We start from the raw sequence: 26,425 nt of genomic DNA on the forward strand, positions 1-26,425 counted from the left end.
ACATCATGAAAAAATTAAGTTTGTATACGCCAATATTAATAGGGCTAATGCTTATGAGCTCTTGTAGCTTTTTTGAGCTTAGCGCCCCCAATGACCCTAATAACCCTTCGTTGGGGAGTGTGTCTCAAAATGCCTCTCGCAATCAAGTTCAAAACCTGATAACTGGCCTAGAGTCGCGTCATCGTGATTATGTATTTACGGTTACGATGCTCTTTGGAAGTATGGGACGAGAACTGTGGTATCTCAATGCTTCTGACCCACGCTGGCAAACCGATTGGCTCGGTATGAACAATCGCCAAGCGACTGCCAATATGTTTGGATATCTGGCAACCTATCAAAACCCTTACTTTGCCATTAGACAAGCGCAAACAGTGATTGACGCGGTTCAGAATACCAATACTTTTACCGAACAAGAAAAAAATGCGGTTTCAGGATTTGCCAAAACAATCATGGCTTATCAATACTTACTGGTAGCGATGGGGCAATACGAAAATGGGATTCGGATTGACGTAAAAGATATTCAAAATCCTGGGCCTTTCTTGCCTTTGGCAGAATCCTTGACCCAAATCAAACGTGTGTTGGATGAAGGTAATACCGAATTAGGAAATGCGGGAACGGGTAATTTCCCATTACGCCTTACCAGTGGATTCACTGCTAACAATTTCAATACAATTGCGGCTTTGCGGCAGCTCAATCGTGGTCTTGCAGCGCGTTTGGCGGTGTATCGTCAGCAGTGGCAAGAGGCGGTAGAGGCACTCAATGGCTCTTTTTATAGCCTTACGGGTAGCCTTGATTTGGGCCCTGCGCATACCTACGGGGCACCTCCTGATGCTTTCAATCCGTTGTTTTTTGTACAAAATGCCAACGTTACTACTATGATGGTGGTTCATCCTTCGGTATTGAGAGATACCATTGCAGGAGATGCTCGCGTGCGCAACAAGTTTTTCCGTCGTACCGTACCCGTTTCAGTGACTTCCGACGGAACACCTTTATCGGGTCAATACCAAGACCGTCGCTTTGCTTCGAATACCAGCGAAGTGAAGTTTTTGCGCAATGAAGAATTGGTGTTGATTGCCGCCGAAGCCAATGCTCAGCTAGGCAATACACAAGCTGCTTTGGCAGCTATCAATCGCATTCGTACTGCGGCGGGTATTGGAAACTACGCAGGAGCTACCACCAAAGAAGCGCTGATTGATGAAATTTTGTTTCAGCGCCGCTATTCGCTCTGGGCCGAACCTTGGGGACACCGTTGGGTAGATTTGCGTCGTTATGACCGCCTCAATGCTCAAAACGTGGATATTTCGCTCGACCGAGGTACTATTTTTAAACAACTCGCTCGTCCACAGGCAGAAATTAACTGGGATGAATACGTGAAAACACGCTAAATCTGAGTTTTACTTTGATAAAATCCTCGCTACTCACAGTGGCGAGGATTTTATTGTAGGGTTAAGTCATGTGCTTTCTTTTGGATTAAGTATAATCAACCATAAGCTTGCCTTTTGACATTGATTATTCATCTAAATCCTAAAAACATGATTAAGAAAAATGTTTTATCAATAATGTTGCTATTGGCTGTTTTCAGTGGCTTAAAGGCGCAGTCAAGCAAGGTATTTGATAACCTAACTGTGCCGAGCAAAATCTTGAAAAGCGACCGAAAATACGCTATTTATTTACCTCCAGGCTATGAGACTTCACAGCGTAGCTATCCTGTGCTGTATTTATTGCACGGGGCAGGCGACGACCAAACAGGCTGGGTCCAATTTGGAGAGGTGCAGCATATCGCTGATAAAGCTTTTGAAGAAGGCAAAGCTACTCCGATGATTATCGTCATGCCCGATGCCAACACAGGGCAGCGTGGCTATGCCAACGATGTCCGCAATGAGTGGCGTTATGAAGATTTCTTTTTTCAAGAACTTATGCCCTACGTAGAAAAAACCTACCGCATCAAAACCGAAAAACGTTTTAGAGCAGTGGCAGGATTGTCGATGGGTGGGGGAGGGTCGTTTACCTATGCTTTGCATCATCCTGAGTTGTTTTCGTCGGCGTGCCCGTTGAGTGCAGCTACTGGCCCTATGGCGCTTGAAGATACCAAAGCACAATTAAAACGCTCAAAACCTGATGCAAACTATACCGATGCCGAAATAGAAGCTTACTTCAAACGTCAGAGTGTACTCGAACTTATTAAGAATATGCCCGATGACCAAAAGAAAGCAGTTAGGTGGTATATCGACTGCGGAGATGATGATTTTTTGTACGAAGGAAATTCTTTGGTTCATATCGCGATGCGTAAAAAAGAAATACCTCACGAATTTCGCATCTACGACGGTGGGCATACTTGGACTTATTGGCGACGTGCACTTCCTACGGTGCTGTCATTTATTTCGGATGCTTTTCACCAATATTAAGTTTAAAATATTAGGCATACAATCATATTGAGAATTAGTGGGGTTAGATGTAAATTTAAGGTCTTAACCCCCTAACTCTTGAGATATGAATTACTCCAAAATTTTACTTTCTACCGCTTTATTTCTACTTGGCTCTTTTGGACACTGGTACATTATGTATTGGCAGTTCAAATCTCCTAAATGGATTACTTCTTTTTATCCTTATTTGTTAGCCTTAGCTTGCACATTTCTTTGGATTAAAGCCTCCGAATATGGGGTTCAAGGGTTTAACGGCTCCATGTGGTCCAATCGCTTTTTGTTTTTTGTCACTGGCGTCATTGTGGGTTCTATTCTGTATCCGATTCATTTTGGGCAAACATTCACCCTGAAAGTAGTGATTCAACTTGTACTTGCGTTGTTGATTATTGTAGTATCGATTTGGTAGCTTCGCTTTTTTCCCCTGAGAAATTAGTTCCTCAGGGGAACCTCGTCTTAATATTGAAAATGAAGTGTATTAGGCTCGTTGTGATAAGTGGTGGTTTTTGAAATAGGAATCCCTTTTTCGTTGTATTGATACCCAAAGGTTGTAATAGTCTGAACTCCCGTCGCGGCCAAGGTAGTAACGGCTCTGCCGGGGTTGTTGATGTGAAACAACGCCGAAGGTACGTATGGATAAAAAGCTACCAGATTGAGTGGATTGTAATTGTTGTCAAAACCGCTATAGTCTATTTTTTCATATAATTCATATTGGTTTTTGAGAAACAAAAAATAGTCCACATGGGTACAGTTGCTTTTGGAATCATACGTATACACCCATTTTGTTTTAGAAGGGCTGTCGGGTTGTTGATGGGCTTCGGGGGTTACTTCTTCTCTTTCACTTACCTGGCCCTTTGCCGTGAATTTTAGATAAGTAGTCGAAATCAATCTCCCTCCCGAGAAGCTTTCAATACGCTCCAACATACCGTTTTTGTAATAATAATCATGAAAACCACGGTTGGAATTTACCCGGATAAGCTGCCCTGCGGTATTGTATTCGAAAGCATTTTCGATGCGCTGCACTTGCGTTGGGTCTGATATGACGTATTGCCACTGCGAGATATACTGAATGATGCGACCGGCGGCATCGTATTTGAACTCTTGAAATTCAGTATCACTTCTGAAGGCTTTTTGGAGCTTAGGAGGAATCGAGAGGGGCTCCTCAGGGGTAGATTCGCCGTGTGTATGACGACAAGCGTTTAAAAATAGAAGCATTGCCGTAGCAATGGCAAAGGAAAGCAACGAAGGAGTTTTCATATGTATTGGCTGTATTTTGAATGCACAAAGTTTGTCAGGATAGAATACACACACAAAAGCGAGATTTATGAAATGTTGGAAATACAAGCCGAAGTGTCGAAATAGTCGTATAGAGGTAATAGAAGAAAAAATGTAGAACTATTTTTTAACTAAAAAAATAGTTCTACATTTAGGAACAAGAAATCAACATTATCTTATTTTTTCTAAACCTATTTCTTCAAACACCATGTACAGCTGTTTCTTAAGCCTTATCGCCTTGTTTTCGGCACCACAACAAACTACCCAAGTCAACAATACGGTGGGAATTTATGGGAGTTGTCGAGACAATACCACCAAAGATTTTCTAAAAAACAGTGCCGTATATGCGGGTTTCAAAACAGGGAAACAACTATTGGGGCAATGTGACGCCACAGGAAAGTGGGATTTCAGAATACCCGATTCTACCCAATACCTTTCGTTTGAGGTAAAGGGTTATCATACGGTTACTTATCCGATTCATTTTGTGGGAAAAGTTTCAAGTGCTGCCAAATTCCCTTTATTTGTAGAAATGAGTGAAAAAGATTCTTTGCCTTTAGCAGTTGGTACATGGCATATATACCGGTTTGCGGTAATAGATAGCCTGGATTTAGAGCATCGGTGGGATATAGTTAATACAACTAGATATGGAATGTTTTATACCAATAAAAATTACTACAAACGCTCTCCTGTAATCACCCTACCTTATGAGGAAGGAAAATATGTATATAGAGCTTTCACAAAAACGGGAAAAGTAGTGTTGAAACGGGAGTTTACGATTTTGCCAGGGGTTAATTTTTTGGAAATGACTATCCAAGACAATGAAGTAAAGGACGCTGTTGTCGAACTTGATGAGTCGCGGATTAAGTCACTTAAACCTAAATCGCTGTATTTTAAACAGAGTAGTCATGACCTGACAGCGCAAACCAAAATGGAGTTGGATTCGGTGGCGAGGTTTTTAACAAACGAAAAGGATAGGAAGGCACTCATTACGGGCTATACTGATGGCGTGGGAGAGCGGTCAAAAAATATGATTTTGTCGGAATATCGCGCCAAAAGAGTTAAGAGTTATTTGTTAGAAAAAGGAGTTTCACCGCAGCAACTTGAAATAGAATGGAAAGGCTCGTCCGAAACAGCTACTTCTAGTGATAGTGAGGAGGTCAAAAGTAAAAATCGACGTGTTAGGATTATATTTTTGTGAAAAATTGAGAGATGAAAAATTGGATTTTAATAGTTGGGTTGTGGGGTGGACTGGTGGCGCATGTTTCTGCTCAGTCGTATATAATAGTAAAGTTGGCACCCAAACAGGGGCTATTTTTTTATGAACGTACTAAGTTTTTGTACCCAAATCGACAGTTTCATTATCATTTTTCAGGTGGAGACGCCTTCAAAACAGAAACCGTAGTAGTGAGTGACAAATCGCCAAGCGTGCTGATTTTCCAGCAAGAACCCGCCGATATGATTCCTATTTTCTTATTTCCTCAAGATACGCTTATTGTGAGGGTATCTATGTTAGGAAAGCTGATGTTTGAAGGTAAAAGAGTCAAAGAATGGGAAATGATGAAGGATGTAGTGAAACAGCAGTCTTTTACGGAGCCTTATTTCATGAATGTAAACTTTAGATCTTGGAAAGATGCCGAGATGTATTTGGATTCGGTCAAACGAGATAGTAAAGTTCAAATAGCGCAGTTGAGGCAGGAGGGTGGGTTTTCAAAAGAATTTATGAATTATCTCCAAAAAGAACGGAGTTATCAATGGATGGCGTCGTGGTTGAGGCACCGAAACAAGTCGTTTAGAGAGCTACCTTTATCGAAGGAACTGACTCAAATAAAATCCGAACTTCTTGCTGACTCACTGAATGTAGGCTCTATGTTTAGGATTCCTGCGCTGTACGGGCTTGTGGAATTGGAATGTGGATGTTATAAAAAAGATACTTTTGCGGATAGTGAAGAGTTTGCGGCTTTATTTAAGTATGTAATGGCTCACTATAAGGGAAACTTAAGGACTCAACTTCTACTAGTTCTGTTGTATGAGCAAATTGCGATTACGCCAAATTATGCCTCCAACAAATCTTTTTATCAGCCTTACTTAGATGACTTTTATGGTTCAAATACCGACTCCGATTATGCAGATTACATAAAACTACGCCTAGAAGAAGCAAATTCTCCTAGGCGTAGAGAGTGATTTTGGGCAAATGATTAGAAGTCAGCAAATTGCCCGTACATTTCTTTGAGTTTGGGGTCGCGCTCGGCGTTGCGAATATCTTTACGCATGGCTTTGACACCTTCAATATCCGTCAGTAGTCCCAATACTTGATAAGCTCCAAAACGAACAAAATAAGCGGGGGAGTTACGAGCCGTGGTTTCGAGCATAGGAAGGGCACGGCGCTGCACCTGCGTATTGGAACGAATGAGGTATTTGCCAAATACCTGTAAAAAATTATATACTTCGGCGGCTTTAAGACGGTTCATTTTTTGGATAAACCAGTCATATTGCTCAGGCTTGCCCAATCCTGCATAATAATTGGCCACGGCGGTTATGATTTCGCTGTTGGGGGCATTTTCAAAACGAGCTGCGATGTCGGCAGCATCATCAGGTTTGCCAATAAGGTAGGCATCAAGTGCCGCTGATACCACCTGATAAGAACTGTCGTTGAGCGCTTCGCGGAAAAGAGGGTCGTTGGTGTTGTCGCCAAAGGAAGCAAGCGTGATAATAGCTTCCATACGTACCCGAGGATGAGGGTCGACACGGGCCTTGCTTTGAAGAATTCGCTCGACTTCATTAAATTGCAGACCGTCATATTCGGAAAAGTTTGAAACAGCCAACTGCCTGATTTTCCAGAACTTGTCGCTCATTGCACGCATCATCAGATTGCGCACCGTAGAGTCAATCATTTGTCCTTCGAGACGAGTAAGGGCTTCGTAGCGAGCCAAATATTTGTCACAATTATTGTATTGGAAAATCCACTCAGCTTTGCTTTTTTCGTAATCTACCTCTCCCAAAATTTGTTTTTCAACATCAAAATCAACTAAATCGGGTGATTGGGGGGCAGGAAATTCAAAGGTTTGTTTGGCTTGATTGACCACAATATCATGGGTGTTTTTTTGTCCATTGACCCATACATCTACCTTGAGAGGTAAACGATAAATAGGCGTATAAGTAGAATCTTGTAGTTGGTTTATTTTGAGATTGACCTTGCCATTGGCCCAAGTTTTTTCTACTTTGAGATTAGCATGACCAGAAGATAAAAACCATTGATTAAAAAACCAATTGAGGTCTTCGCCCGTTACTTCTTCAAAAGCTTCGCGAAGGTCATTGATTTCGGCGGTTCCAAAACCATATTTTATGAGATAATTGCGAGATGCCGTAAAAAATGCTTCATCACCTACATATTTGCGAAGCATGTGCAGGACGCGTCCCCCTTTGGCATAGGAGTGGCTGTCAAACATATCTTCTGAGTCAGTATAATGATACCGAATCAAAGGCTCTTGCTTTTGTTCGGCCTCACCCAAATATTGCTGTAGCTCGCCTTGCGCCCACAAGTCAGCTTCTTCGGTACCTTTTTTGTGTTCGTTCCAGAGGTATTCGGAGTAGTTGGCAAAGGCTTCATTGAGGGGCAAATGTACCCATGATTCGCAGGTAACCAAGTTGCCAAACCAGTGATGCATCAGTTCGTGCGCAATCACATTGTCGGAATTGCCGTCGAGGAGCGCACGGGTATCGGTCTGTACATTTTCGGCGTGTACGGTGATAGAAGTATTTTCCATGGCACCCGCTACAAAATCTCGAACCGCCACTTGGGCATATTTATCCCATTGGTACTCAACCCCAAATTTTTCCTCAAAGAAGGCAATCATCTCTTTCGTGCGGCCAAAAATCGCTTTGGCATGAGGGCCGTATTCAGGTTCTACATAGTAGCTCAATTCTAAGCCATTGCGGATAGTGTCGCGGGCTACTGCAAAGTTCCCTACAATAAAAGCCGCCAAATAAGGTGCGTGCGGGAGTTTTTGTACCCAGCGGTCGGTGCGGGTACTGTCTGGATTGATGGTAGAAGAAATCAGCTTTCCATTCGAAATTGTCTTGAAGCGATTTTCTATCGTCAGTCGGAAATCTTGGGTCATTTTCTCATTAGGGCTATCCACCATCGGGAGCCAGCAAGAGTTGTATTCCGTTTCGCCTTGTGTCCAGATTTGTTGAGGTTTGCCTTCGTCGAGGCCATCGGCATTGATAAAATAAAGCCCCTTGTCGCCTTTAGGCCCTCTCAGATTATCAGGAAGTTCGTTGGGCTTGGCTACATAATCAATCAAAACGTGTAGGGTATCGAATCGACTGTATTTACGACGAAGTTTGATTGTAAGGAGGCGTTTGTCGTAGGTATATTCGAGAGGGTCCGAAATAAACTCCCGAACCATTTGCCCTGTAGTAGAATCGCGACGGGCGAGGGTGTCAAGGTGAAATATTCCTTTAATTTCTAGCCCTTTAGCGTCGAGTTCGAGGGTGTTTTGGGGATAAAAATAAGGCTTAAACGTAATAACAGCGGAGCCAAGGGCATGTTGACGAAGCCAGTCAAAACGCATCTCTAATTGCGTATGTAAGATATCGTTTTTGAGAGCTCTAGTAGGGCGATAAGGCCCTTTTTTGGGTGCCCAGGCAGGAGCTTTGCGAGTAGTGTCGGCGGGAGAAGTACCTTTGGAAAAAGCCCCAAAGGCGAAGCATATAAATAGAGAAAGTATAGCGAGATTTTTTGACATTAGATAAATCCTTTGTTCTTACGACGTTGATAATCAAAAAAGTAATCCATAAAACGCACAATCCGTGCCGTAATACAGGAAAATAACGCAAAGTTCGGAAACCTATTGGGAAGAGCGAAATAAAATTCATAAAAAAAGCCTGCTGATATTCAGCAGGCTTGTAAGAATTAGGGAGATTTATACCAATTCAGCTTCTTCCACTAAGTTGTGTTTTACCAAATATTCCGCAATCTGAACGGCGTTGGTGGCGGCTCCTTTGCGGAGATTATCGGCCACAATCCAGAGATTAAGGGTTTTGGGCTGTGACTCGTCGCGGCGGATACGCCCCACAAATGTCTCGTCTTTGCCGTGGGCGGTCAGAGGCATGGGGTATATTTTATTTTTTGGGTCATCTTGAATCACCACGCCTTCGGCTTGGCCCAAGATTTCGTAGATTTCATTGAGGTCAAATTCATTTTCAAATTCTACATTGACTGCCTCTGAGTGACCGCCGATAGTGGGGATGCGCACAGTAGTTGCAGTGACAGCAATGTTGTCGTCCATCATGATTTTCTTGGTCTCATTGGTCATCTTCATTTCTTCTTTGGTATAACCATTGTCCAAGAAAACATCAATGTGAGGCAATACGTTGAGGTCGATAGGGTGAGGGTATACTTTTTCTACGCTAGTATCCCCTTTGCGCTCTGCAAATAGTTGATCCACAGCTGCTTTACCTGTTCCGGTCACGGATTGGTAGGTCGAAACCACCACGCGTTTGATACCATAACGCTTGTGTAAGGGGTTCAATACCACCACCATCTGGATAGTGGAGCAGTTGGGATTAGCGATGATTTTGTCTTCTTTGGTCAATGTGAAAGCATTGATTTCAGGAACTACCAATTTTTTGGTAGGATCCATCCGCCAAGCCGATGAGTTGTCAACAACCGTAATGCCCGCTTCGGCAAATTTGGGAGCAAGTGCCAAGGAAGTTCCGCCACCTGCCGAAAAAATAGCGATAGCTGGCTTTGCTGCAATGGCATCTTCAAAGCTAACAATGGTGTACTGTTTACCCTTGAACGTGACCTGTTTACCTACGGATCTTTCTGATGCAACCGGAATGAGTTCTGTTACGGGGAAGTTGCGTTCTTCGAGTACTTTGAGGATTTCGCTGCCTACCAAACCGGTAGCGCCTACTACTGCGATTTTCATGATGGTTTTGGCCTCCAGCCCCCGACAGGAGAGTGCTTTTAGAGTGATTAGAGATGCTCCCATCGGGGGTGGGGGCAAAAAAAAATCGTCACCGTGAAGGTTAAGAATCTGGACAAACACGCTGGCTAGGTGGGGTCAATTTCCCATCTGGCTCCGCGTGTCTATTTAGATTTCTTTGTGTTCACAGTGACGATAAAAATGTGGGTGCAAATTAAATTCAAACTTTAAAATTAAGCAAGAAAAAGAATGCCTTTTTTACAATAAAAGCTTTGATTGTTTGCCAAAATGCTAAAAAGACCTTTGGAAAATTGAAAATTATGTACTCCACGTCCATACTTTGGTAGGAGTGATACAGTAATCCATCCGTATGTCGAAAGGGTTGCGGTCGTCGATACGCGCTATTGGCTCAAAAAGCGAAACCCCGACCTTTAAGACCTTAGGGTGGCATTGAGCCAAAAAACGATCATAAAATCCTTTGCCATAGCCTACTCGATAGCCTTGTAAGTCAAAAGCCAACAGTGGCAGCAGCACAAGGTCGATATTACGGATATTGTATCTAAGGCTATGATGAGGGTCGGGTTCCAGAATTCCCCATTGATTCATGACAAGGGTCATATCAGGTAGCCATTGATAATGCTCCATTTCGGGGGTATCGGGTATCGTCCGAGGAACTACTATTTGGGTTTTAAGGTATTTTTCTTGGAGTGTATAAATAATGGGAAAAGTATCGACTTCATTACGCCGTTTGATCGGCAGATAAGCGTGTACAGCTTTGAGCTTTTCTACTGCAAAATGGGTAAAAAAAAGCTGCGCAATCGCCTTACTTCCCTCCAATACCTCAGAGTGAGTCAAGGCTTGGCGATGTTCAGAAAAAAGGCGGCGCAGCTCTTGTTTTGTCATGATTTTACTTGATTCCGCCCATCCAGTCTTTTAATGGGCGTTGAAGAATGAGTATAATTCCCCCTACAACAATACAAAACCAAACGATACTCATAAACATCTGCGGCATTTGTTGGACGTTTTCTTCGTCAAAACCACCGGCAAATAGACCCGCAAACAAATTTCCCAAGGCCGCCGCCACAAACCAAATCCCCATGAGTTGGCTCAAGTATTTTTTAGGGGCTAATTTAGTGTAAGCACTCAAGCCCACAGGACTGAGACAAAGTTCCCCTAAGGTATGGAATAAGTACGTGAAAATGAGTACAAAAGCAGAGGCTTTTACTCCTGTGAGGGCGACTTTGGCACCCCATACCATGAGATAGTAGCCAAAGCCTAGTAAAAACAAACCTATCGCAAATTTGACCAACAAAGGAGGGTTGAGTTTTTTCTTTTCTAAAAATACCCACACACCCCCTAATACCGGCGCAAATACCAAGATATAAAAAGGATTGAAGTTTTGAAACCAACTAGAAGGCATCCCAAAAGGAAGCTCAGAATAACGGTCGGCAAATATTTGAAGTGATGACCCTTGCTGTTCGAATCCTGCCCAAAACAATACCGCGCCCCAAAACAAAATGAAAAGTATCACAATACGTTTCATTTCGATTTTAGAAAGATTGGACGCAAAGAGCAAATTAGCAAAATAAATAATCACGACTGCGACAGCAATGAGTCCCATCGAAGTAGCTACGCCAGATTTACTATTCCAAGTAAAAGTACCATTGAATTGTAAAACAACAATAAATACTAAGAGCACCGCAATCAGTATCCATGATAAAGGATTAGTTTTTTGGACTTCTTTTGTCTCTTCTGCTAATTTGGGCGCCATGCCTTTTTCTTTAAGGTAAGGCTGCGCAAAAATACGGTAGACCAGTAGTCCTAAAAACATCGCCACTGCTGCTGCTCCAAAGCCATAATGCCACCCTACTTTTTGCCCCAAATAGCCCACAATCGTAATGCCTAGAAAAGAACCCAGATTGATACCCATATAAAAAATGGAAAAGGCTGCGTCTCTGATAGCACCTCCTTCAGGGTATAATTCACTCACAATAGAGCTGATGTTGGGTTTGAGAAGCCCCGTGCCGATTGCTACTAAGGCTAAGCCTGCAAAAAACACAGCCTCTCCCGCAGGAAAGGCCAACACGATATGTCCCAACATAATAGCGATACCACCATACCAAATGGCTTTGCGCTGTCCTAGTACATTGTCGGCTAGCCACCCTCCTGGTAATGACAATAAATAAACTGAAAAAGTATATAATCCGTAAATCGCGCCTCCTTCCCCTTCGTTGAGCCCCATGCCGCCATTGGTTTTATCCAGTAAAAACAGCAGAAGAATGGCTCGCATGCCATAGTAGGAAAAACGCTCCCACATTTCGGTAAAAAATAAAACAAATAGACCCTTGGGGTGGCCAAATAAAGTCTTTTCAGTCATAGAGAAGGTTGGTTTAGTTTTGTTGAAATGGATAATTAGGCATAGTCACTTAGATGATTTTATCAACCTATGACTATGCCTACATAACGCAAATGTAAAAAAAAAGCCTAATTATTTTTACCTTACCCAAATCTGCCTCTTATTTCCATCCTCCTCCCAATGCTCGATAGATATTAATAACGGCATTGTACTGTCGGCGCCTTACGTCTATAAGTTCTATTTTGGATTGTAGGGCATTTTTACGGTTCAAAATCACCTCCAAATAAGTTGCTCTACCAGTCATGAATAGCTCTGAGGCCGTTTGAATGGATAAATCTAATACCCTAGCCTCCGAATTTTTGAGTCGATAGATTTTTTCAAGGTTATTGATTTGCACCATCTGATTATATACCTCGAAGTATCCATTCAAGAGCGTTTTTTGATAATTGTATAAGGCTTCTATCTGAATAGCACGGGCGATTTTGAGGTCTGCTTTGAGGGCGCTTTTGTTGAAGAGCGGAGCCGCCAGACCTCCCAAAATATTATAAGCGATAGACTGAGGCGAAATCAAAAACTTAGGATTGAACGATTGTAAACCTAAAGTGGCTGCGATATTGAGCGAAGGATAAAACGCGGCCTTGGCTACAAAAACATCTGCCTTCGTAGCGGCTAGCTCGTATTCTGCTTGTTTGATGTCGGGGCGGTTTTTCAATAAATCCCCTGGAATCCCTACCAATATCTGATTGGGAAGTGATTTCGAAAAAAGAGCTTTATTTTTAAGAATAGGCTGCGGGTAGCGCCCCATCAAAAAATTAATCCTATTTTCGATTTCCGTGATTCGCTGCAAAATTTCTGCTTCGAGTGCTTTAGAGTTGAGAAGCTGTGCCTCAAACTGATTAACGGCGAGTTCGGTAGCGCGTCCAGCGTCTTTCTGGACTTTGATGAGGGTTAGCTCATTGTCTTGCAGATTGATGGTTTCCCGAACAATATCAAGCTCGCTTTCAAATCCTAATAACTCATAATAAGCAATCGCAATATCAGCAATCAGATTAGTAACTATAAAGTTTCGCCCCTCGACCGTGGCCAAATAACGCGACAAAGACGATTCTTTAATGGCCTTTAATTTTCCCCAAATGTCAATTTCCCAGGAGCTTTGGAGACCTATATTAAAATCGGGTAGGTATTGGGGGATTCTTTGTTCTTCGCTAATATTGTTAGAAAAATTGGTGTCGAAATTTCCGACACCGTCCATGGTGTATTTTCCAAAGCGTCGTTGACCCACCGAGCCACCTCCTGTAACAAAGGGCTGCGTGAGTCCTTTAGCGCGCTCGATTTGGGCACGTCCCATTTCAATTCGTTGGGATGTTATTAGTAAGTCCAAGTTGTTTTTAAGGGCTTCCTCAATCAAACTCACTAATGTGGTATCCGAAAAATACTCTCTCCATAAAATATCTGCCGAATTTACGTCACTTTTAGTGGTGTTATAGGCTTCGGGTAAAGTGGGTAAAATCGGTAATTGTTCTGGGGTTTTCAGGGTTTTACAGCCTGTAAAAAAGAGGCCAATGGTCAGAACAAGTAAGGTGGGGATTTTATATGTTAGGTTACGCATCAACTTCTTGATTTAAATATACTGCTTTCTTTTTCTTTGGATTTGAAAAACGTTCTGAGAGGGTAGCAAAAATGACATATAGTCCAGGGATGATAATAACCCCGAAAACGGTTCCAAAGAGCATCCCGCCTGCGGCGGCCGTACCGATGGTTTTGTTGCCAATAGCTCCTGCTCCTGATGCCATCATCAATGGAATCAAACCCGCAATAAATGCAAAAGAGGTCATGAGGATAGGGCGCAAACGAGACGCTGCACCTTCGATAGCCGCTTGCAATGGAGTATAGCCTTCGCTGCGTTTGAGAATCGCAAACTCCACAATCAAAATCGCATTTTTTCCCAACAAACCGATCAGCATCACAAGTGCGACTTGGGCGTAAATGTTGTTTTGTAATCCCAAAATTGCCAAAAAGAAAAAGGCCCCAAATACCCCTGTTGGAAGCGACAAAAGTACAGGCAGTGGTAGCAAAAAGCTCTCATACTGAGCCGCTAGCAGTAAATACACAAATATCAAACAAATGATGAAAATATAAATGGCTTGGTCGCCCGAGAGAATTTCGTCGCGGGTCATTCCTGACCATTCGTAGGTGTAGCCTTTCGGAAGTTTTTGAGCTGCTACTTCCTGAATAGCTCTGATGGCATCGCCACTACTAAAGCCAGGCGCGGCTTCTCCGTTGATCATGGCAGCCGTAAACATATTATAACGGGTAAGCTGCTCGGGTCCAAATACGCGTTCGGTTCTTACAAAAGCTGAGTAAGGTACCATTTCGCCTTCGGTATTTTTGACGTAAAGTTTGAGTATGTCGTCGGGTTGCATCCGATATTCGGGAGAAGCTTGTACCATTACTTTGTACATTTGACCAAAACGAATGAAGTTGGTAGCATAAAAACTACCAATCAACGATTGGAGGTTGTTCATGGCATTGTCGATAGAGACACCTTTTTGGGCGGCTTTTTCGTTGTCAACGTGAATTAAGTATTGCGGAAAACTCGCATCATAACTCGTAAAGGCATTGACGACTTCGGGGCGTTTGTTGAGTTCCTCAATAAAAGATTTAGTTACTTTTTCCATCGCCTGTAGGTTGCCGCTACCTGTGCGGTCTTGGATACGAAACTCAAAACCACTGGCGTTTCCGTAGCCGGGTACTGCAGGAGGAGGGAAAAACTGAATGTCGGCGTCTTTGATGTGTTTGGTTTTTTCGGTCAACAAAGCAATTACATCATCTACCGATTCTTTGCGGCTTTCCCACGGTTTGAGGTTCATCATTCCCATTCCAAAGGAAGCCCCGGCCCCGTCGGTCATCAAACTGAAGCCAGACAGAGTAGAAATAGATTCCACAGCGTCGAGTTTGAGGCTTACTTTCTCGATTTCGTCTACTACGGCTTCTGTACGTTCGAGTGTTGCCCCCGAAGGAGTAGTGATGTTAGCATAAATTGTACCTTGATCTTCTGTGGGAATAAAACCTGACGGCAAAATCGTATTGGTACCCCACGTAGCAGCGATAAAAAAGACCAACATCCCAAAAGTAACCACACGGCGATTGGCAATGGCGTTGATGAGTGATTTGTAGCGGTCAGAGACGCCATTGTACCAGTTGTTGAATCCGTCAAAAAAACGGGTGAGTAAAGTGGCTTTTCGTCCGTGGTGGCTTTGGAGCATGAGCGCACACAGGGCAGGCGTGAGTGTAAGCGCGTTGACGCCCGAAATCACAATTGAAATAGCCATTGTAATGGAAAATTGACGATAGAATACCCCCGAAGGACCATCCATAAAAGCAACCGGAACAAACACCGCCGTCATAACCAGAGTAATCGCTACAATCGCTCCGCTGATTTCGTCCATAGCTTCGATGGTAGCTTCTTTGGCTTTGAGCCCTTTTTCTTCCATTTTGGCATGTACCGCCTCTACGACCACGATGGCGTTGTCGACCACGATTCCAATCGCCAATACCAGTGCAAACAACGTAAGGAGGTTAATAGAAAACCCAAACATCTGCATAAAGAAGAATGTCCCAACGAGCGAGACAGGTACGGCCAATGCTGGAATGAGGGTAGAACGGAAATCTTGTAAGAAAATAAATACCACAAGTGCTACCAATATAAAGGCTTCGATGAGGGTTTTGATTACTTCATGAATGGAGGCATCCAAAAAGCGCGAAACATCGTAACTAATGGTGTATTTCATGCCGGGAGGAAACGACTTCTGTAATTCTGTCATTTTCTCTTTAATGTTGGCAATCACTTGACTGGCGTTTGAACCAGGACGCTGCTTGAGCAAAATGGCCGCAGATGGACGGCCGTTTTCTTTGGAAAGGACGTTGTAATTGAGCGAGCCAAACTCTATATCTGCGATGTCTTTGAGACGTAAAATGTCGCCACTTGGATTGGCTTTTATAATGATATTTTCGTATTGTTCTTGCGAAGTAAATTTACCAGTGTAGCGAAGTACATACTGTAAAGATTGCGACTTTCGTCCCGAGCTTTCTCCGATTTTTCCAGGAGCAGCTTCTACGTTTTGATTACGAAGTGCTGAGATAACATCATCGGCAGAGACATTATAAACTGTCATACGGTCAGGTTTGAGCCATACCCGCATGGAATATTCACGCTGCCCCATGATGTTGGCAAAACCTACCCCGTCAACACGTTTCAATTCGGCCACTACGTTGATGTCGGCGAAGTTATACAAAAACTCTTCGTTGGCGGTGGTATCTTCGCTCAAGAGGTTGATGTACATCAGCATACTATTTACCTCTTTTTCGGTCGATACCCCCGCTTTGATTACTTCTTCTGGCAATTCGTCAAGAACGGTTGCAACCCGCGTCTGAACGTTGACAGAGGCTAAATCAGGGTCGGTCCCTACTTTAAAATATACCTGAATAATACTCGTGCCGTCATTGCCCGATACGGAGGTCATGTAGGTCATACCGGGTACGCCGTTGATAGCCCGCTCAAGGGGCGTGACTACAGCCTTAGAACATGCTTCGGCGTTGGCTCCGGTGTATTTGGTAGTTACCGTAACTGCCGGAGGGGCGATGTCGGGATACTGTGTGACGGGGAGCTGTGTCATCGCAAGTACTCCCAGCAACGTAATGATAACTGATATAACAATCGATAGGACGGGCCTATTGATAAACAAGGTAAACATAATTTGTGTGTGTTAGTGTGGGACAATAAGTGATAACACAAAGACTACTGTTGCGTCAGTTGCGGAAGGATTTTCTCGAACAATTGCATCTCGGGTTTGACTTCCATACCAACGCGCATGTCTTGAATTCCCTCATAGATGATTTTGTCGTCTGGGTTTATTCCCGACTCTAGCACATACAAATGGGGCATCCTAAGTTTAGGGACGAAGCTTCGCATTTGGACTTTGTTTTGATTGTCCACTACATACACATAGATTTTATCTTGAATCTCAAATGTAGATTTTTGTGGGATAACGAGGGCGTTTTTTACTTTACGTAATACCCTTACTTTACCACTAGAACCATGTTTAAGAATACGCTCAGGGTTGGGAAAACGCGCTCGGAATGCGATACTTCCAGTGGCGTTGTCAAATTCTCCTTCTATGGTTTCAACATATCCTTTGTAGGGATGTTCTTCGCTGTTGGCCAAAATCAATGATACCTGATTCTTATTGTCAGGCTGCTTGTTGTTGGCCGCAAATTCGAGATACTCTTTTTCGGAGACATTAAAATAAGCGTATACTTCTTGGTTATCAGAAATCGTCGTCAGCAGGGTTCCTTCATCAATAAGACTCCCTATTTTGTTGGGAATACGGTTGATAATGCCATCAAATGGCGCTTTGATTTCCGAAAAAGAAAGTTTGAGATGAGCACTTTGTTCTTGTGATTCTGCCTCTTCGATGCGTGCTTTAAGGGCATCAAGTTTAGCCTTAGCCATGTCGTATTCAGTTTTTGATACAACATTCTTATCCACGAGTTTTTTTACGTTTTGTAAATCAAGTTCGGCGGTTTTGGCTTCTGCAATAGCACTTTTTAGGACGGCTGTTGCCCGCAGCAAGTCCCCTTTATATTCTTGGTTGCTGATTCTAAAGAGCACTTGGCCTTTTTTTACAGTTTTTCCTTCATCTACGTGGATACTTTCGATATAGCCTTTTACCCGAGCGCGAATCTCAACGTTTTTGACAGAGTTGATATCGGAGACGTAGTCGGTATGGTAGACTGTATCAATCGTAATAGGTTTGATAACGGGGTATTTTTCTTGGGTGTTTTGGGCATTTTGTTGTGGATTAGAGCATGCCATAATACACAACCCAACAATCGTGTAACATACGAATGGTTTTCTCATAGAGACAATAATGGTTGATTGATCGAAAGTGGATTAAGTTAAAGAACGAAAAAAACGATTTATCAGGCACTGAAGGTAAAGTGCCTGTAAGTCATAAAAAAAGAAGCCGTTTTGACAAAAAACGAATACTAGACCTGATTCGGGGGAGGCGAATGAGGCTCTATGTAATGCGGGATAAAGCTATTGATATAGTGACCAAAGTGAGAGGTGAAATCCTTTATTTCACCGGTGTGGATAAATCTAAGTTCTGATTGCGGCCAGACAATACCAATACTAAATTCTTCTAAAAAATTATTTTCGCTGTCACTTTCTGGAAAATTACTCCCTAAAATATTTACTGCCAACCACTCTATCATACTTGCCACTTCGGATAGATGCTCGGTTTGATGGTAGACTTTTAGGGTATCTCGTAAGCTCAAATCTTCGATAGGGTCAATAGACACGTTTACCATTTGTAGGAGTAAAATCCAACAAATAAGCCTTCGAAAATAATATTTGATGCTAAGCGGTTCCATGTGTTAGGGCAAATATAAAAAATATTGGATTTTTTTTGCTAACATAATGTTAAAAAAATCCAAATTTTTTAAGATATATAATCTATGGGATATGCTCTATTTAATTCCAAGGTGCCTGATTTTTGTCTTGGAATTAGTCAATTCTGATAAAAGTCATTCTATTTTAGCGTTCTTGTGGGTAGTTTGGGTGAAGGTTGAAAAAATCCTATAAAATTTGCAAAAAACATCGATGGTTATTTTTATAATTCAAAACACGCTCTATTTTTGTAATACCTATATGAGACTGTCACTTCATCAAAACAATCCAAAATCATGATTACCACATTAGAACCTTCTTTAGCCTTGGGCGAAGAGCAAAAAAGCAGACTAGGACTAAGTGCCGTACAAAAAATCTTTTTTAATTTACCTCCAGCGGCATTGATTGAGCAGAGCCTTCTAAATGCCGAAGGGTATCTGGCCGATACGGGTGCTTTGATGGTAGATACAGGCACTTTTACGGGCAGGTCACCCCAAGACCGTTTTATCGTTTCTGATGATAAAACAGTGCAATCTGTCTGGTGGAGTGATATAAACATCCCTTTTGATACCCAAAAATTTGACGCACTTCACCAAAAAATGCTAGATTATTTGGTCGACAAGAAGGTATACGTGCGTCATGGATATGCTTGTGCTCATGCTGATTACAGAATCAATATTACGGTTGTCAACACCTGGGCTTGGCACAATTTGTTTTGCCATAATATGTTTCTAAAGCCTAGTGTGGAGGAATTGGCAAAGTTTGAAACTGAATTTACGATTATCAATATTCCTGAATTTAGGGCAATACCTCATGTAGATGGGACGAGAAGTGAAAATTTTGCCATTTTGAATCTATCCAAAAATATCATCTTGATTGGAGGTACGGGCTATGCAGGAGAAATGAAAAAAGGTATATTTTCTGTGCTGAACTATAAGCTACCCCACGAACGCGGCACGCTTTCGATGCATTGCTCCGCTAATGTGGGTAAAGAAGGGGATACGGCTTTATTTTTTGGATTATCCGGAACAGGCAAGACCACACTATCGGCAGATGCTAGCCGCTCACTTATTGGCGATGATGAGCATGGTTGGGCGGATGATACCATATTTAATTTTGAAGGTGGATGCTATGCCAAAGTAGTGGACTTGAGTCGCGAAAAAGAACCCGAAATCTATGATGCAATTCGGTTTGGGACGATTGTAGAAAACACCCGTTTTTTGGAAGGAACTCGTACCATTAATTATGCCGACAGATCCGTAACCCAAAATACTCGTACGGCATACCCCATTGATTTTATACCCAATATCATGCGTCCCTCCAAGGGGGAGAGGCCCCAAAATATATTCTTTTTGGCGGCGGATGCTTTTGGGGTATTACCGCCTATTGCTCGGCTTACTACGGGTCAAGCTATGTATCATTTTATTTCGGGTTATACGGCCAAAGTGGCTGGTACTGAGATGGGTGTCAAAGAGCCTCAAGCTACCTTTTCGGCTTGTTTTGGAGCGGCATTTTTGCCGTTACATCCTACTCGCTATGCAGATTTATTAGGTCACAAAATCAACAAATACCAAGTAAAAGTATGGCTTATCAATACGGGATGGTCAGGAGGAGGGTATGGAGTAGGAGCAAGGATGAAGTTGGCATATACCAGAGCGATGATTGCGGCAGCTTTGAAAGGTGAACTCGATGAAGTGGAGTTTGTCAAACATCCTATTTTTCAGATGGAAATTCCTACCTCTTGTCCAGGTGTACCTAGTGGCCTATTGAACCCCCGCGATACTTGGGAAAGTGCCGAAGCATATGATCATGCAGCACTTCATTTGGCGGAGTTATTCAGAGAAAATTTTATGAAATATGAAGACTTCGCAAGCCCTCAGATACTGGCAGGAGGGCCCATAGGATATAAATAAGTACTTTGTTTTTTTAACTACTCAAGAGCCTGCTACAAATTGTAGTAGGCTTTTTTGTGAAAACCCTAAATGCGATAATTTGTGGCTGAAAGCTAAGGAGAAGTCAGACTAGAGTTGTTTATGGTACAAGAATTGCTGTTTAACTTTGTGAGTTTTTGAAAGAATTTTAAATCATAATTTCCCTTAACAATGTTTGTTGAAGCTATCAAGCGTGTCGGTGCTTTTACTAGACCTATTCATATCATTACTAGACTATATAAACAATCAGAAGTACTCCCGGGAGCGGCTAGCATGTTTTTTGTCAACGAAAACGGATACGCCGTAACTTGTAAACATGTAGCGGAGATTATCGTAAATGCTACTATGGGTATCACTCAACAAAATTATAATAGATTTAGAGGAGAATCTCAAAAATACTTGAAGGATAGCCACAATACCTATCATATCCAACGCCTAGAACAGCAATTTAACTTGGAGTTGGGGACTATCGTCACTCAAAAGGTTAATTTCATCAATTCCTTTAGCAATTTATCACAAATTGATGTCACTTATCACCCCAAATATGACCTCGCACTTTTACATTTTCAGAGCGAAGGACCCTATTTTTATACTCATTATGCAGAGTTTTTGGCTGATAATCAGGAGTATGAGGTAGGGCGTAGTTTGTGCCGTTTGGGTTTTCCTTTTTCAGAATTTAGAAACTTCCGTTATAACGCCAATATAGACGATATCGAATGGACACCTGACGCTCCGCATATTACTCCCGCTTTTCCGATAGACGGTATTCTGACTCGTTTTATTGGAGACGAAACGGGCTATCCTTATGCTTTAGAGATGAGTACGCCTGGATTAGTAGGTCAGAGTGGAGGACCTTTGTTTGATACTCAGGGGATTATTTATGGTATGCAGCAGTCGACCCGACATTTACATTTGGGATTTGATATGATTAATCAAGACGTATGGATTGGAACTCACCGAGCCAAAGTCTCCAATCACCCTTTCTTGCATGTGGGAGTGTGTATTAGTGCCGAAATCATTAAAGACTTTTTAAGACAGCAAAAAGTGAAATTTTACCAAAGAAGACCAGAATAGAAATGTGATAAGTTGAAAATGTGATAATGATTGCAGTGAATCGCTTTAAAATATTTTTTAATCAATTGATAATCAAAGAGTTATTTGAATTTCGATAAATGAATTACTACATTTTCAAATTATTTGATTCTTTTAGCCTTCCCCGTGGTTTATTTCAAACCATAATTTCCTCTTAGCAAATACTCAAAAAAGCGGCTAGGTAGGAAGCGTTTGAGCCAGAGCGAAAACCTTTGCAGAAAAGGCCCTGCAATGTAATGAATCTGTGGGGTGGAGCTATTAATCGCTTTTTCGATGATTTTTGCGATATAAATAGGGTCTTCGGCAGTGCTTACTTCATGATTGACGATAGTATTCATGTGGTCTACCAATTGGCGATAGGGCGACGAAGGCAAAGGTCGGGCTACGAGGCGATTGGAGTTGATATTGGTTCGGACATCACCCGGTAAAACACTGCATGCCCGAATGCCGAAGGGTTTGAGTTCGATACTCAATGTTTCGGTCAAAATCTCGACGGCTGCTTTGCTTGCGCTGTAGATACCTCGAAAGGGAAGCCCCATTCGTCCTGCAATCGAACCTACATTGATGATAAGCCCATGGCCTTGTTTGCGCATTGCGGGCAATACAGCTCTACAAGTACGTAGTACCCCTAAAACATTAGTATCAAAAACCCGGTCAATCATTTCGTCGGGTACTTCTTCCAATGCCCCTATGATTCCTAGACCAGCATTATTTATTAAAATATCGATTTTGTCTTCTTGTTGGAGCAGTTGGTTTACAGCTTTATAGACAGAGGCTTCGTCATTTACATCCATAAGAAGCGTTTGAAAAGGCACTCTTTCTGTAAAAACCTTACGACTCGTGCCATATACTTTATGGCCTTGCTGGGTGAGGTATTCGGCCGTGACACGGCCAATTCCTGACGAGGCACCCGTAATTAAAATGATTTTGGACATTTGAGGGTTTTATCGCTGATGGTTAAGGAGGTCATCATTGATGAGTCACTTGCCATTTTACTTCTTGATTCGATTGAGTTCCTCTTGCATCTGATTAACCAGATGTTTGAGATGGTCCAAAGATACGGTGGGTTCGGGCAAAACAGTGCTAAAAAATGCTTTAATTTCCCATACTTCCATTACATCTTTAAGTGATACTTCAAAAGTAGGTATACTGGCATTGTCAGAGCTTAGCAGAAGCGTTCCTTTGATTTTGACTTGATTGTATACTCTCCTACACACTACTCCTAGATTGCGGGCCACCATGATATAGATTTTGCCGTCGGCAATGTCGTACCAATTGTTGACATAGTGGCCTACTAATAAGGCTTTAGGAAGCACAAAATCGTCACCCGCTTCGAAGGCGCGATAAGTACCTTCTGCCAAAAGGGGAAACTGAAAAGTGGGAAGCCGCTTGAGATAATCTCCTTGATTGAACTTATCTGCATAATTTTTGAAATCGCTACGTCGGACGTATTGAATAATAGGCGAATTGCTTTTTTCGGTTTCGATAGTAGGTGTTTGATTGATGTGAGTACTACTGGTATTTTCATAGACATTGTTGAAAGAAGGTGCCTGAAAAACGGGTGGTGGTGTAGCCACTATTTTGGGTGGCTCAGGTGGTACCACAGGCTTAGGAGCCGCTACTACTGTGGAGGCGGGGCGAGGCGCTGAGCTAGGCGTATAATACTGCTCAAAAATACTCGACAGTGTTTGAGGTTCGGTGGGAGTAGGTTCAGCTACCAATGGCGTCGGGGAGGGTTTATCCATTGGGATTAGGTTGGGAGTCTCGCGGATTTTGCGCAAATCCTTTTTTAGCAAATCATCTACTGATACGCTAAAAAGCTTCGACATGGCCTTGAGTACATCAATGTTTGGATTGGCGCGTTGTTCTTCATAAGCTCCTACCGACGCTCGTTTGATGCCTACACGGCGCGCAAACTGGTCTTGGGTAAGTCCGTGCAATTTACGCAGATACTTCATGTTGTCGCTGACAATACTCATAACGGCTTTGATAAAAATTTTAGTAAAAGTACAGAAATTTCAGTTTTACTAAAAACTCATAAGAATTCTATTTTAAATGGTACTTTTGGTAGATTTCAACGTCATATAAATACCCCAACAATGAATCTGTGGGTACTTGAGGCATTTATGGAATTGTCTTTTTGGCGAAAGAGTGGTCTTAGTAAATATTAAGTTCATCACAAAATTTAAAAATAATATATTTCAATTTGAAAATCAGATAGTTATGGTTGTAGACAACACATCGCTCGTATCCGTGGCTGACTTTAAACGTGTTTTTGATGAACAACGAAAAAATAGTCACAAAATCGCTTTGACAGATGCCAAAGAACGCATCGAAAAACTAAAACGAATGCAGGCTTATATCATGTCGCATTTGGGAGAAATAGAAAAAGTCATGTACAAAGACTTTCGGAAGCCCCCCGTTGAGGTACAAGTGGCCGAAGTGTATAGTGTGACTTCTGAGATTAAATTTGCCTGTAACAATTTAAAACGCTGGATGAAACCTCAAAGAGTACCTACTCCTATAGGGCTCATTGGGACGTATAATTATATCAAGCACGAGCCCAAAGGTAATGTGCTTATCATTTCTCCCTGGAATTATCCTTTTTCCTTGGCAATCAAGCCTTTGGTGGCGGCGCTGGCTGCTGGAAATGTGGTAATGTTGAAGCCTTCCGAGCTTACACCGCATACTTCGGGTTTTATAAAAAACATGATTGAAGAGCTCTTCCCCCAAAATGAAGTAGCAGTATTTGAAGGAGAGGTCGAAGTAGCTACCGAACTCTTGAAATTGCCCTTCAATCATATCTTTTTTACGGGTATGCCCACCGTCGGGAAAGTAGTGATGCGAGCAGCCGCAGAGCATTTGGCGTCGGTTACGCTAGAGCTGGGAGGGAAATCTCCTAATATCATTGATGAAACTGCTGATGTTAAAAAAGCAGCCTACGCTACTGCTTGGAGTAAATGCTTTAATAACGGACAGACCTGTATTGCGGTGGATTATGTCATGATTCATAGTTCTCAAAAAGAGGTTTTTGTAAGTGCCTATCGAGATGCAATCCAACAAATGCTAAATCCTGAAAGTAAAGGCATAGAGCAATCAGAAAGCTATGCTCGTATTGTGAATAGACGGCATTTTAGACGCATAAAAAGCTATATTGATGATGCTCTCGAAAAAGGGGCAGAAATCGAATTAGGCGGAAAAATGATTGAAGCGGAGAATTTTATTGAGCCTACCGTTTTGACTGGAGTGCACGACGACATGCAAATCATGCAAGAAGAGATTTTTGGCCCTGTGTTGCCCATTATTACATATGAGCACAAAGAAGAAGTTGTAGCCTATATCAACGGTAAAGAAAAGCCATTAGCACTTTATATTCAGAGCAAAAATTCCCAAAATATTGATTATTTCTTGAATAATACTCGGGCGGGCGATTCGGTAATCAACGATTTGATGCTGCAATTTAGCCATCCAGAATTGCCTTTTGGAGGTGTCAACAATAGTGGTATAGGCAAAGCAAATGGTTTTTTTGGATTCAAAGAAATGAGCAACCTAAGAGGTGTATCTAAACGGCAGTTTGGAGCGATGAAGTTTTTATATCCTCCTTATCATGGAAAGGTAAAACGTTTAGTGGACTTAATTGTCAAATATTTTTAGTAAAATAGCCTTAAGGGCTGGTCAAGAAGGAGTTGTGTACTAGCCCTTAATACTATAATAATGAGTGCTTTTTATTCAAAAAAAGCTTGATTGATACGTCCTACATAGCCACCGGTCATTGAGGCAATGCAACGACCAAGATTGGGGTACAAGTTGAGCGTACTAAGACTAGAAATAGGTTTCCAAGCTACCTCTAGTGCCGAAGTATGAGAAGGGTTGAGTAGGGGGATGCCCCCGATAATCTGCGCCTGAAATACACAATGCAGCACATCTTCTTTGGTGGGCGATAGCAATACTTCTCCAGCCATGAGCATTTCACCGATTTCGGTATCTATGCCCAATTCTTCGTTGAGTTCACGTTCTACGGCTTGAACCAGGGTTTCGCCGGGGTCGGGGTTGCCACCGGGCAAAGCAAATACATCATTGCCACTGTAGTTGTAGCGTAGCAAGAGCACATGATTGTTTTCGATAATTAATGCTGAAGGTCTTACTTTCATAAATTATACTTCTATATTAATAATCACCACCGGCGCCGCCACCGCCAAAGTCGCCACCGCCAAATCCGCCAAAGCTGCTACCTCCTCCGCCGCTGCTTCCCCAGTTGCCTGAAGAACTTCCCCAGCCCGAAAAAGTGGTATAAGGATACCAGCCTCCGCCTCGGTTGCGCATGCCTCCACCGCCTTTGTTGGAGCGTGAAATAATGATGATTAATATAATAAAGAAAATAATCAAAAACACAATCAGCGCTCCAGAAATTTCGCCATCACCATTTTCGCTGCCGTCTGCTTTGTATTCGCCAGTGGCGTATTTGATGATTTCGCTAGTGCCTTGGTCGAGACCACGATAGTACATTTGGTTTTTGAAATCAGGCGAAATGACATCCCTTATGATTCGCTTTGCAATCACGTCAGGAATCGCCCCTTCTAAACCTCGACCTGTAGCGATGAAAATCTTGCGGTCGTCGGTAGCCCAGAGTAATACCAGACCATTGTCTTTATCTTTTTGACCTACGCCCCAGCGGCGACCAAGCTCAAAAGCATAATCACCTGCGGGATAGGGCTGCGTAGTTTTGACGACTACCACCGTGATTTGGGTAGAAGTGGAGTCGTTGTAAGCACGAAGTTTCTGTTCAAGAGTTTCTAATTCAGTTCGGTTGAGCATTCCCACATAGTCATTGACCAAACGCTTCGGCGACATAGGGTCGGGAATATTCTGTGCTCTTAAGAGCAAGTTGGAACAACCAAAAAGAAAGATAAAAAGTAGATAACGCATAGGGCTTGACATCACTCTCTCTATGAAACGAGCCAAGTGAT

The 26,425-nt window shown here is 42.4% G+C and carries 21 protein-coding genes; 8 read left to right on the forward strand and 13 right to left on the reverse strand.

The features are described from left to right. The first annotated feature begins 5 nt into the window (after positions 1-5). The 3 genes from G563_RS0128435 (at position 6) to G563_RS0128445 (ending at position 2,829) form a co-directional block, all read left to right on the forward strand. Positions 6-1,385, forward strand: coding sequence for a RagB/SusD family nutrient uptake outer membrane protein (locus G563_RS0128435; RefSeq protein WP_028668318.1), 1,380 nt, complete (start codon positions 6-8; stop codon positions 1,383-1,385). A 147-nt stretch (positions 1,386-1,532) separates the two neighbouring features. Then, the gene (locus tag G563_RS0128440) at positions 1,533-2,405 is read left to right on the forward strand and encodes an alpha/beta hydrolase (RefSeq protein WP_028668319.1); all 873 of its coding nucleotides are present in this window, start codon (positions 1,533-1,535) and stop codon (positions 2,403-2,405) included. 85 nt (positions 2,406-2,490) lie between these two features. Further along, on the forward strand, positions 2,491-2,829 hold the full coding sequence (locus G563_RS0128445; RefSeq protein ID WP_028668320.1) for a hypothetical protein: 339 nt from the start codon (positions 2,491-2,493) through the stop codon (positions 2,827-2,829). A gap of 47 nt (positions 2,830-2,876) precedes the next feature. On the opposite strand, the gene G563_RS0128450 is transcribed toward G563_RS0128445, so the two are convergent. Beyond that, positions 2,877-3,677: a hypothetical protein gene (locus G563_RS0128450; RefSeq protein WP_028668321.1), complete on the reverse strand. Its 801-nt coding sequence runs from the start codon at positions 3,675-3,677 to the stop codon at positions 2,877-2,879. A gap of 226 nt (positions 3,678-3,903) precedes the next feature. Between G563_RS0128450 and G563_RS37330 the strand changes: the two genes are divergently transcribed. After that, a complete protein-coding gene (locus G563_RS37330) occupies positions 3,904-4,893 on the forward strand; it encodes an OmpA family protein (protein WP_051211263.1) in 990 nt (329 codons plus the stop codon). 11 nt (positions 4,894-4,904) lie between these two features. After that, positions 4,905-5,876 carry a hypothetical protein gene (locus G563_RS0128460; protein WP_028668322.1) on the forward strand — a complete coding sequence of 324 codons (972 nt, stop codon included), beginning with the start codon at positions 4,905-4,907 and terminating at the stop codon, positions 5,874-5,876. 14 nt (positions 5,877-5,890) lie between these two features. Here the strand turns inward: G563_RS0128460 and G563_RS0128465 are convergent, their stop codons facing one another. The 8 genes from G563_RS0128465 to G563_RS0128500 form a co-directional block, all read right to left on the reverse strand. Next, complete coding sequence (locus G563_RS0128465; RefSeq protein ID WP_028668323.1) at positions 5,891-8,443, reverse strand: M1 family aminopeptidase; 2,553 nt, start codon at positions 8,441-8,443, stop codon at positions 5,891-5,893. Between the two features lie 177 nt (positions 8,444-8,620). After that, the gene (locus tag G563_RS0128470) at positions 8,621-9,631 is read right to left on the reverse strand and encodes an aspartate-semialdehyde dehydrogenase (RefSeq protein WP_028668324.1); all 1,011 of its coding nucleotides are present in this window, start codon (positions 9,629-9,631) and stop codon (positions 8,621-8,623) included. 315 nt (positions 9,632-9,946) lie between these two features. Next, entirely contained in the window at positions 9,947-10,531 is a 585-nt protein-coding gene (locus tag G563_RS0128475) for a 5-formyltetrahydrofolate cyclo-ligase (protein WP_028668325.1), read from the reverse strand. Between the two features lie 4 nt (positions 10,532-10,535). Beyond that, a complete protein-coding gene (locus G563_RS0128480) occupies positions 10,536-12,005 on the reverse strand; it encodes a peptide MFS transporter (RefSeq protein ID WP_028668326.1) in 1,470 nt (489 codons plus the stop codon). Positions 12,006-12,144: 139 nt separating this feature from the next. Then, positions 12,145-13,593, reverse strand: coding sequence for an efflux transporter outer membrane subunit (locus tag G563_RS0128485; RefSeq protein WP_028668327.1), 1,449 nt, complete (start codon positions 13,591-13,593; stop codon positions 12,145-12,147). Then, positions 13,586-16,738 carry an efflux RND transporter permease subunit gene (locus G563_RS0128490; protein ID WP_028668328.1) on the reverse strand — a complete coding sequence of 1,051 codons (3,153 nt, stop codon included), beginning with the start codon at positions 16,736-16,738 and terminating at the stop codon, positions 13,586-13,588. Before G563_RS0128490 ends, G563_RS0128485 begins: the two co-directional genes overlap by 8 nt. A gap of 44 nt (positions 16,739-16,782) precedes the next feature. Then, positions 16,783-17,904: an efflux RND transporter periplasmic adaptor subunit gene (locus tag G563_RS0128495; protein ID WP_028668329.1), complete on the reverse strand. Its 1,122-nt coding sequence runs from the start codon at positions 17,902-17,904 to the stop codon at positions 16,783-16,785. A 128-nt stretch (positions 17,905-18,032) separates the two neighbouring features. Beyond that, complete coding sequence (locus G563_RS0128500) at positions 18,033-18,419, reverse strand: hypothetical protein (protein ID WP_028668330.1); 387 nt, start codon at positions 18,417-18,419, stop codon at positions 18,033-18,035. A 312-nt stretch (positions 18,420-18,731) separates the two neighbouring features. Between G563_RS0128500 and pckA the strand changes: the two genes are divergently transcribed. Next, positions 18,732-20,348 carry a phosphoenolpyruvate carboxykinase (ATP) gene (gene pckA, locus G563_RS0128510; protein ID WP_051211264.1) on the forward strand — a complete coding sequence of 539 codons (1,617 nt, stop codon included), beginning with the start codon at positions 18,732-18,734 and terminating at the stop codon, positions 20,346-20,348. Positions 20,349-20,537: 189 nt separating this feature from the next. Continuing rightward, positions 20,538-21,440: a trypsin-like peptidase domain-containing protein gene (locus tag G563_RS0128515; RefSeq protein WP_028668332.1), complete on the forward strand. Its 903-nt coding sequence runs from the start codon at positions 20,538-20,540 to the stop codon at positions 21,438-21,440. A gap of 149 nt (positions 21,441-21,589) precedes the next feature. On the opposite strand, the gene G563_RS0128520 is transcribed toward G563_RS0128515, so the two are convergent. Beyond that, on the reverse strand, positions 21,590-22,393 hold the full coding sequence (locus G563_RS0128520) for an SDR family oxidoreductase (RefSeq protein ID WP_028668333.1): 804 nt from the start codon (positions 22,391-22,393) through the stop codon (positions 21,590-21,592). Between the two features lie 57 nt (positions 22,394-22,450). Beyond that, on the reverse strand, positions 22,451-23,437 hold the full coding sequence (locus G563_RS0128525; RefSeq protein WP_028668334.1) for a helix-turn-helix domain-containing protein: 987 nt from the start codon (positions 23,435-23,437) through the stop codon (positions 22,451-22,453). Between the two features lie 244 nt (positions 23,438-23,681). Here G563_RS0128525 and G563_RS0128530 point away from each other — a divergent pair, with 244 nt between their 5' ends. Then, positions 23,682-25,112 (forward strand): aldehyde dehydrogenase family protein, encoded by a 1,431-nt coding sequence (locus tag G563_RS0128530; protein WP_037328447.1) that lies wholly within the window; start codon positions 23,682-23,684, stop codon positions 25,110-25,112. Between the two features lie 71 nt (positions 25,113-25,183). Here the strand turns inward: G563_RS0128530 and G563_RS0128535 are convergent, their stop codons facing one another. Next, complete coding sequence (locus G563_RS0128535) at positions 25,184-25,609, reverse strand: NUDIX hydrolase (protein ID WP_028668336.1); 426 nt, start codon at positions 25,607-25,609, stop codon at positions 25,184-25,186. 16 nt (positions 25,610-25,625) lie between these two features. Continuing rightward, positions 25,626-26,384, reverse strand: coding sequence for a TPM domain-containing protein (locus G563_RS0128540; RefSeq protein ID WP_028668337.1), 759 nt, complete (start codon positions 26,382-26,384; stop codon positions 25,626-25,628). Between the last annotated feature and the right edge of the window lie 41 nt (positions 26,385-26,425).

Origin of the sequence: Runella zeae DSM 19591, from assembly GCF_000423565.1 — a bacterium.
Classification (GTDB): Bacteria; Bacteroidota; Bacteroidia; order Cytophagales; family Spirosomataceae; genus Runella; species Runella zeae.

What these genes read in the sequence shown, in the direction of transcription:
- G563_RS0128435 (WP_028668318.1), top strand. Translation starts at nt 6, where the DNA reads ATGAAAAAATTAAGTTTGTATACGCCAATATTAATAGGGCTAATGCTT.
- G563_RS0128440 (WP_028668319.1), top strand. Translation starts at nt 1,533, where the DNA reads ATGATTAAGAAAAATGTTTTATCAATAATGTTGCTATTGGCTGTTTTC.
- G563_RS0128445 (WP_028668320.1), top strand. Translation starts at nt 2,491, where the DNA reads ATGAATTACTCCAAAATTTTACTTTCTACCGCTTTATTTCTACTTGGC.
- G563_RS0128450 (WP_028668321.1), bottom strand. Translation starts at nt 3,677, where the DNA reads ATGAAAACTCCTTCGTTGCTTTCCTTTGCCATTGCTACGGCAATGCTT.
- G563_RS37330 (WP_051211263.1), top strand. Translation starts at nt 3,904, where the DNA reads ATGTACAGCTGTTTCTTAAGCCTTATCGCCTTGTTTTCGGCACCACAA.
- G563_RS0128460 (WP_028668322.1), top strand. Translation starts at nt 4,905, where the DNA reads ATGAAAAATTGGATTTTAATAGTTGGGTTGTGGGGTGGACTGGTGGCG.
- G563_RS0128465 (WP_028668323.1), bottom strand. Translation starts at nt 8,443, where the DNA reads ATGTCAAAAAATCTCGCTATACTTTCTCTATTTATATGCTTCGCCTTT.
- G563_RS0128470 (WP_028668324.1), bottom strand. Translation starts at nt 9,631, where the DNA reads ATGAAAATCGCAGTAGTAGGCGCTACCGGTTTGGTAGGCAGCGAAATC.
- G563_RS0128475 (WP_028668325.1), bottom strand. Translation starts at nt 10,531, where the DNA reads ATGACAAAACAAGAGCTGCGCCGCCTTTTTTCTGAACATCGCCAAGCC.
- G563_RS0128480 (WP_028668326.1), bottom strand. Translation starts at nt 12,005, where the DNA reads ATGACTGAAAAGACTTTATTTGGCCACCCCAAGGGTCTATTTGTTTTA.
- G563_RS0128485 (WP_028668327.1), bottom strand. Translation starts at nt 13,593, where the DNA reads ATGCGTAACCTAACATATAAAATCCCCACCTTACTTGTTCTGACCATT.
- G563_RS0128490 (WP_028668328.1), bottom strand. Translation starts at nt 16,738, where the DNA reads ATGTTTACCTTGTTTATCAATAGGCCCGTCCTATCGATTGTTATATCA.
- G563_RS0128495 (WP_028668329.1), bottom strand. Translation starts at nt 17,904, where the DNA reads ATGAGAAAACCATTCGTATGTTACACGATTGTTGGGTTGTGTATTATG.
- G563_RS0128500 (WP_028668330.1), bottom strand. Translation starts at nt 18,419, where the DNA reads ATGGAACCGCTTAGCATCAAATATTATTTTCGAAGGCTTATTTGTTGG.
- pckA (WP_051211264.1), top strand. Translation starts at nt 18,732, where the DNA reads ATGATTACCACATTAGAACCTTCTTTAGCCTTGGGCGAAGAGCAAAAA.
- G563_RS0128515 (WP_028668332.1), top strand. Translation starts at nt 20,538, where the DNA reads ATGTTTGTTGAAGCTATCAAGCGTGTCGGTGCTTTTACTAGACCTATT.
- G563_RS0128520 (WP_028668333.1), bottom strand. Translation starts at nt 22,393, where the DNA reads ATGTCCAAAATCATTTTAATTACGGGTGCCTCGTCAGGAATTGGCCGT.
- G563_RS0128525 (WP_028668334.1), bottom strand. Translation starts at nt 23,437, where the DNA reads ATGAGTATTGTCAGCGACAACATGAAGTATCTGCGTAAATTGCACGGA.
- G563_RS0128530 (WP_037328447.1), top strand. Translation starts at nt 23,682, where the DNA reads ATGGTTGTAGACAACACATCGCTCGTATCCGTGGCTGACTTTAAACGT.
- G563_RS0128535 (WP_028668336.1), bottom strand. Translation starts at nt 25,609, where the DNA reads ATGAAAGTAAGACCTTCAGCATTAATTATCGAAAACAATCATGTGCTC.
- G563_RS0128540 (WP_028668337.1), bottom strand. Translation starts at nt 26,384, where the DNA reads ATGCGTTATCTACTTTTTATCTTTCTTTTTGGTTGTTCCAACTTGCTC.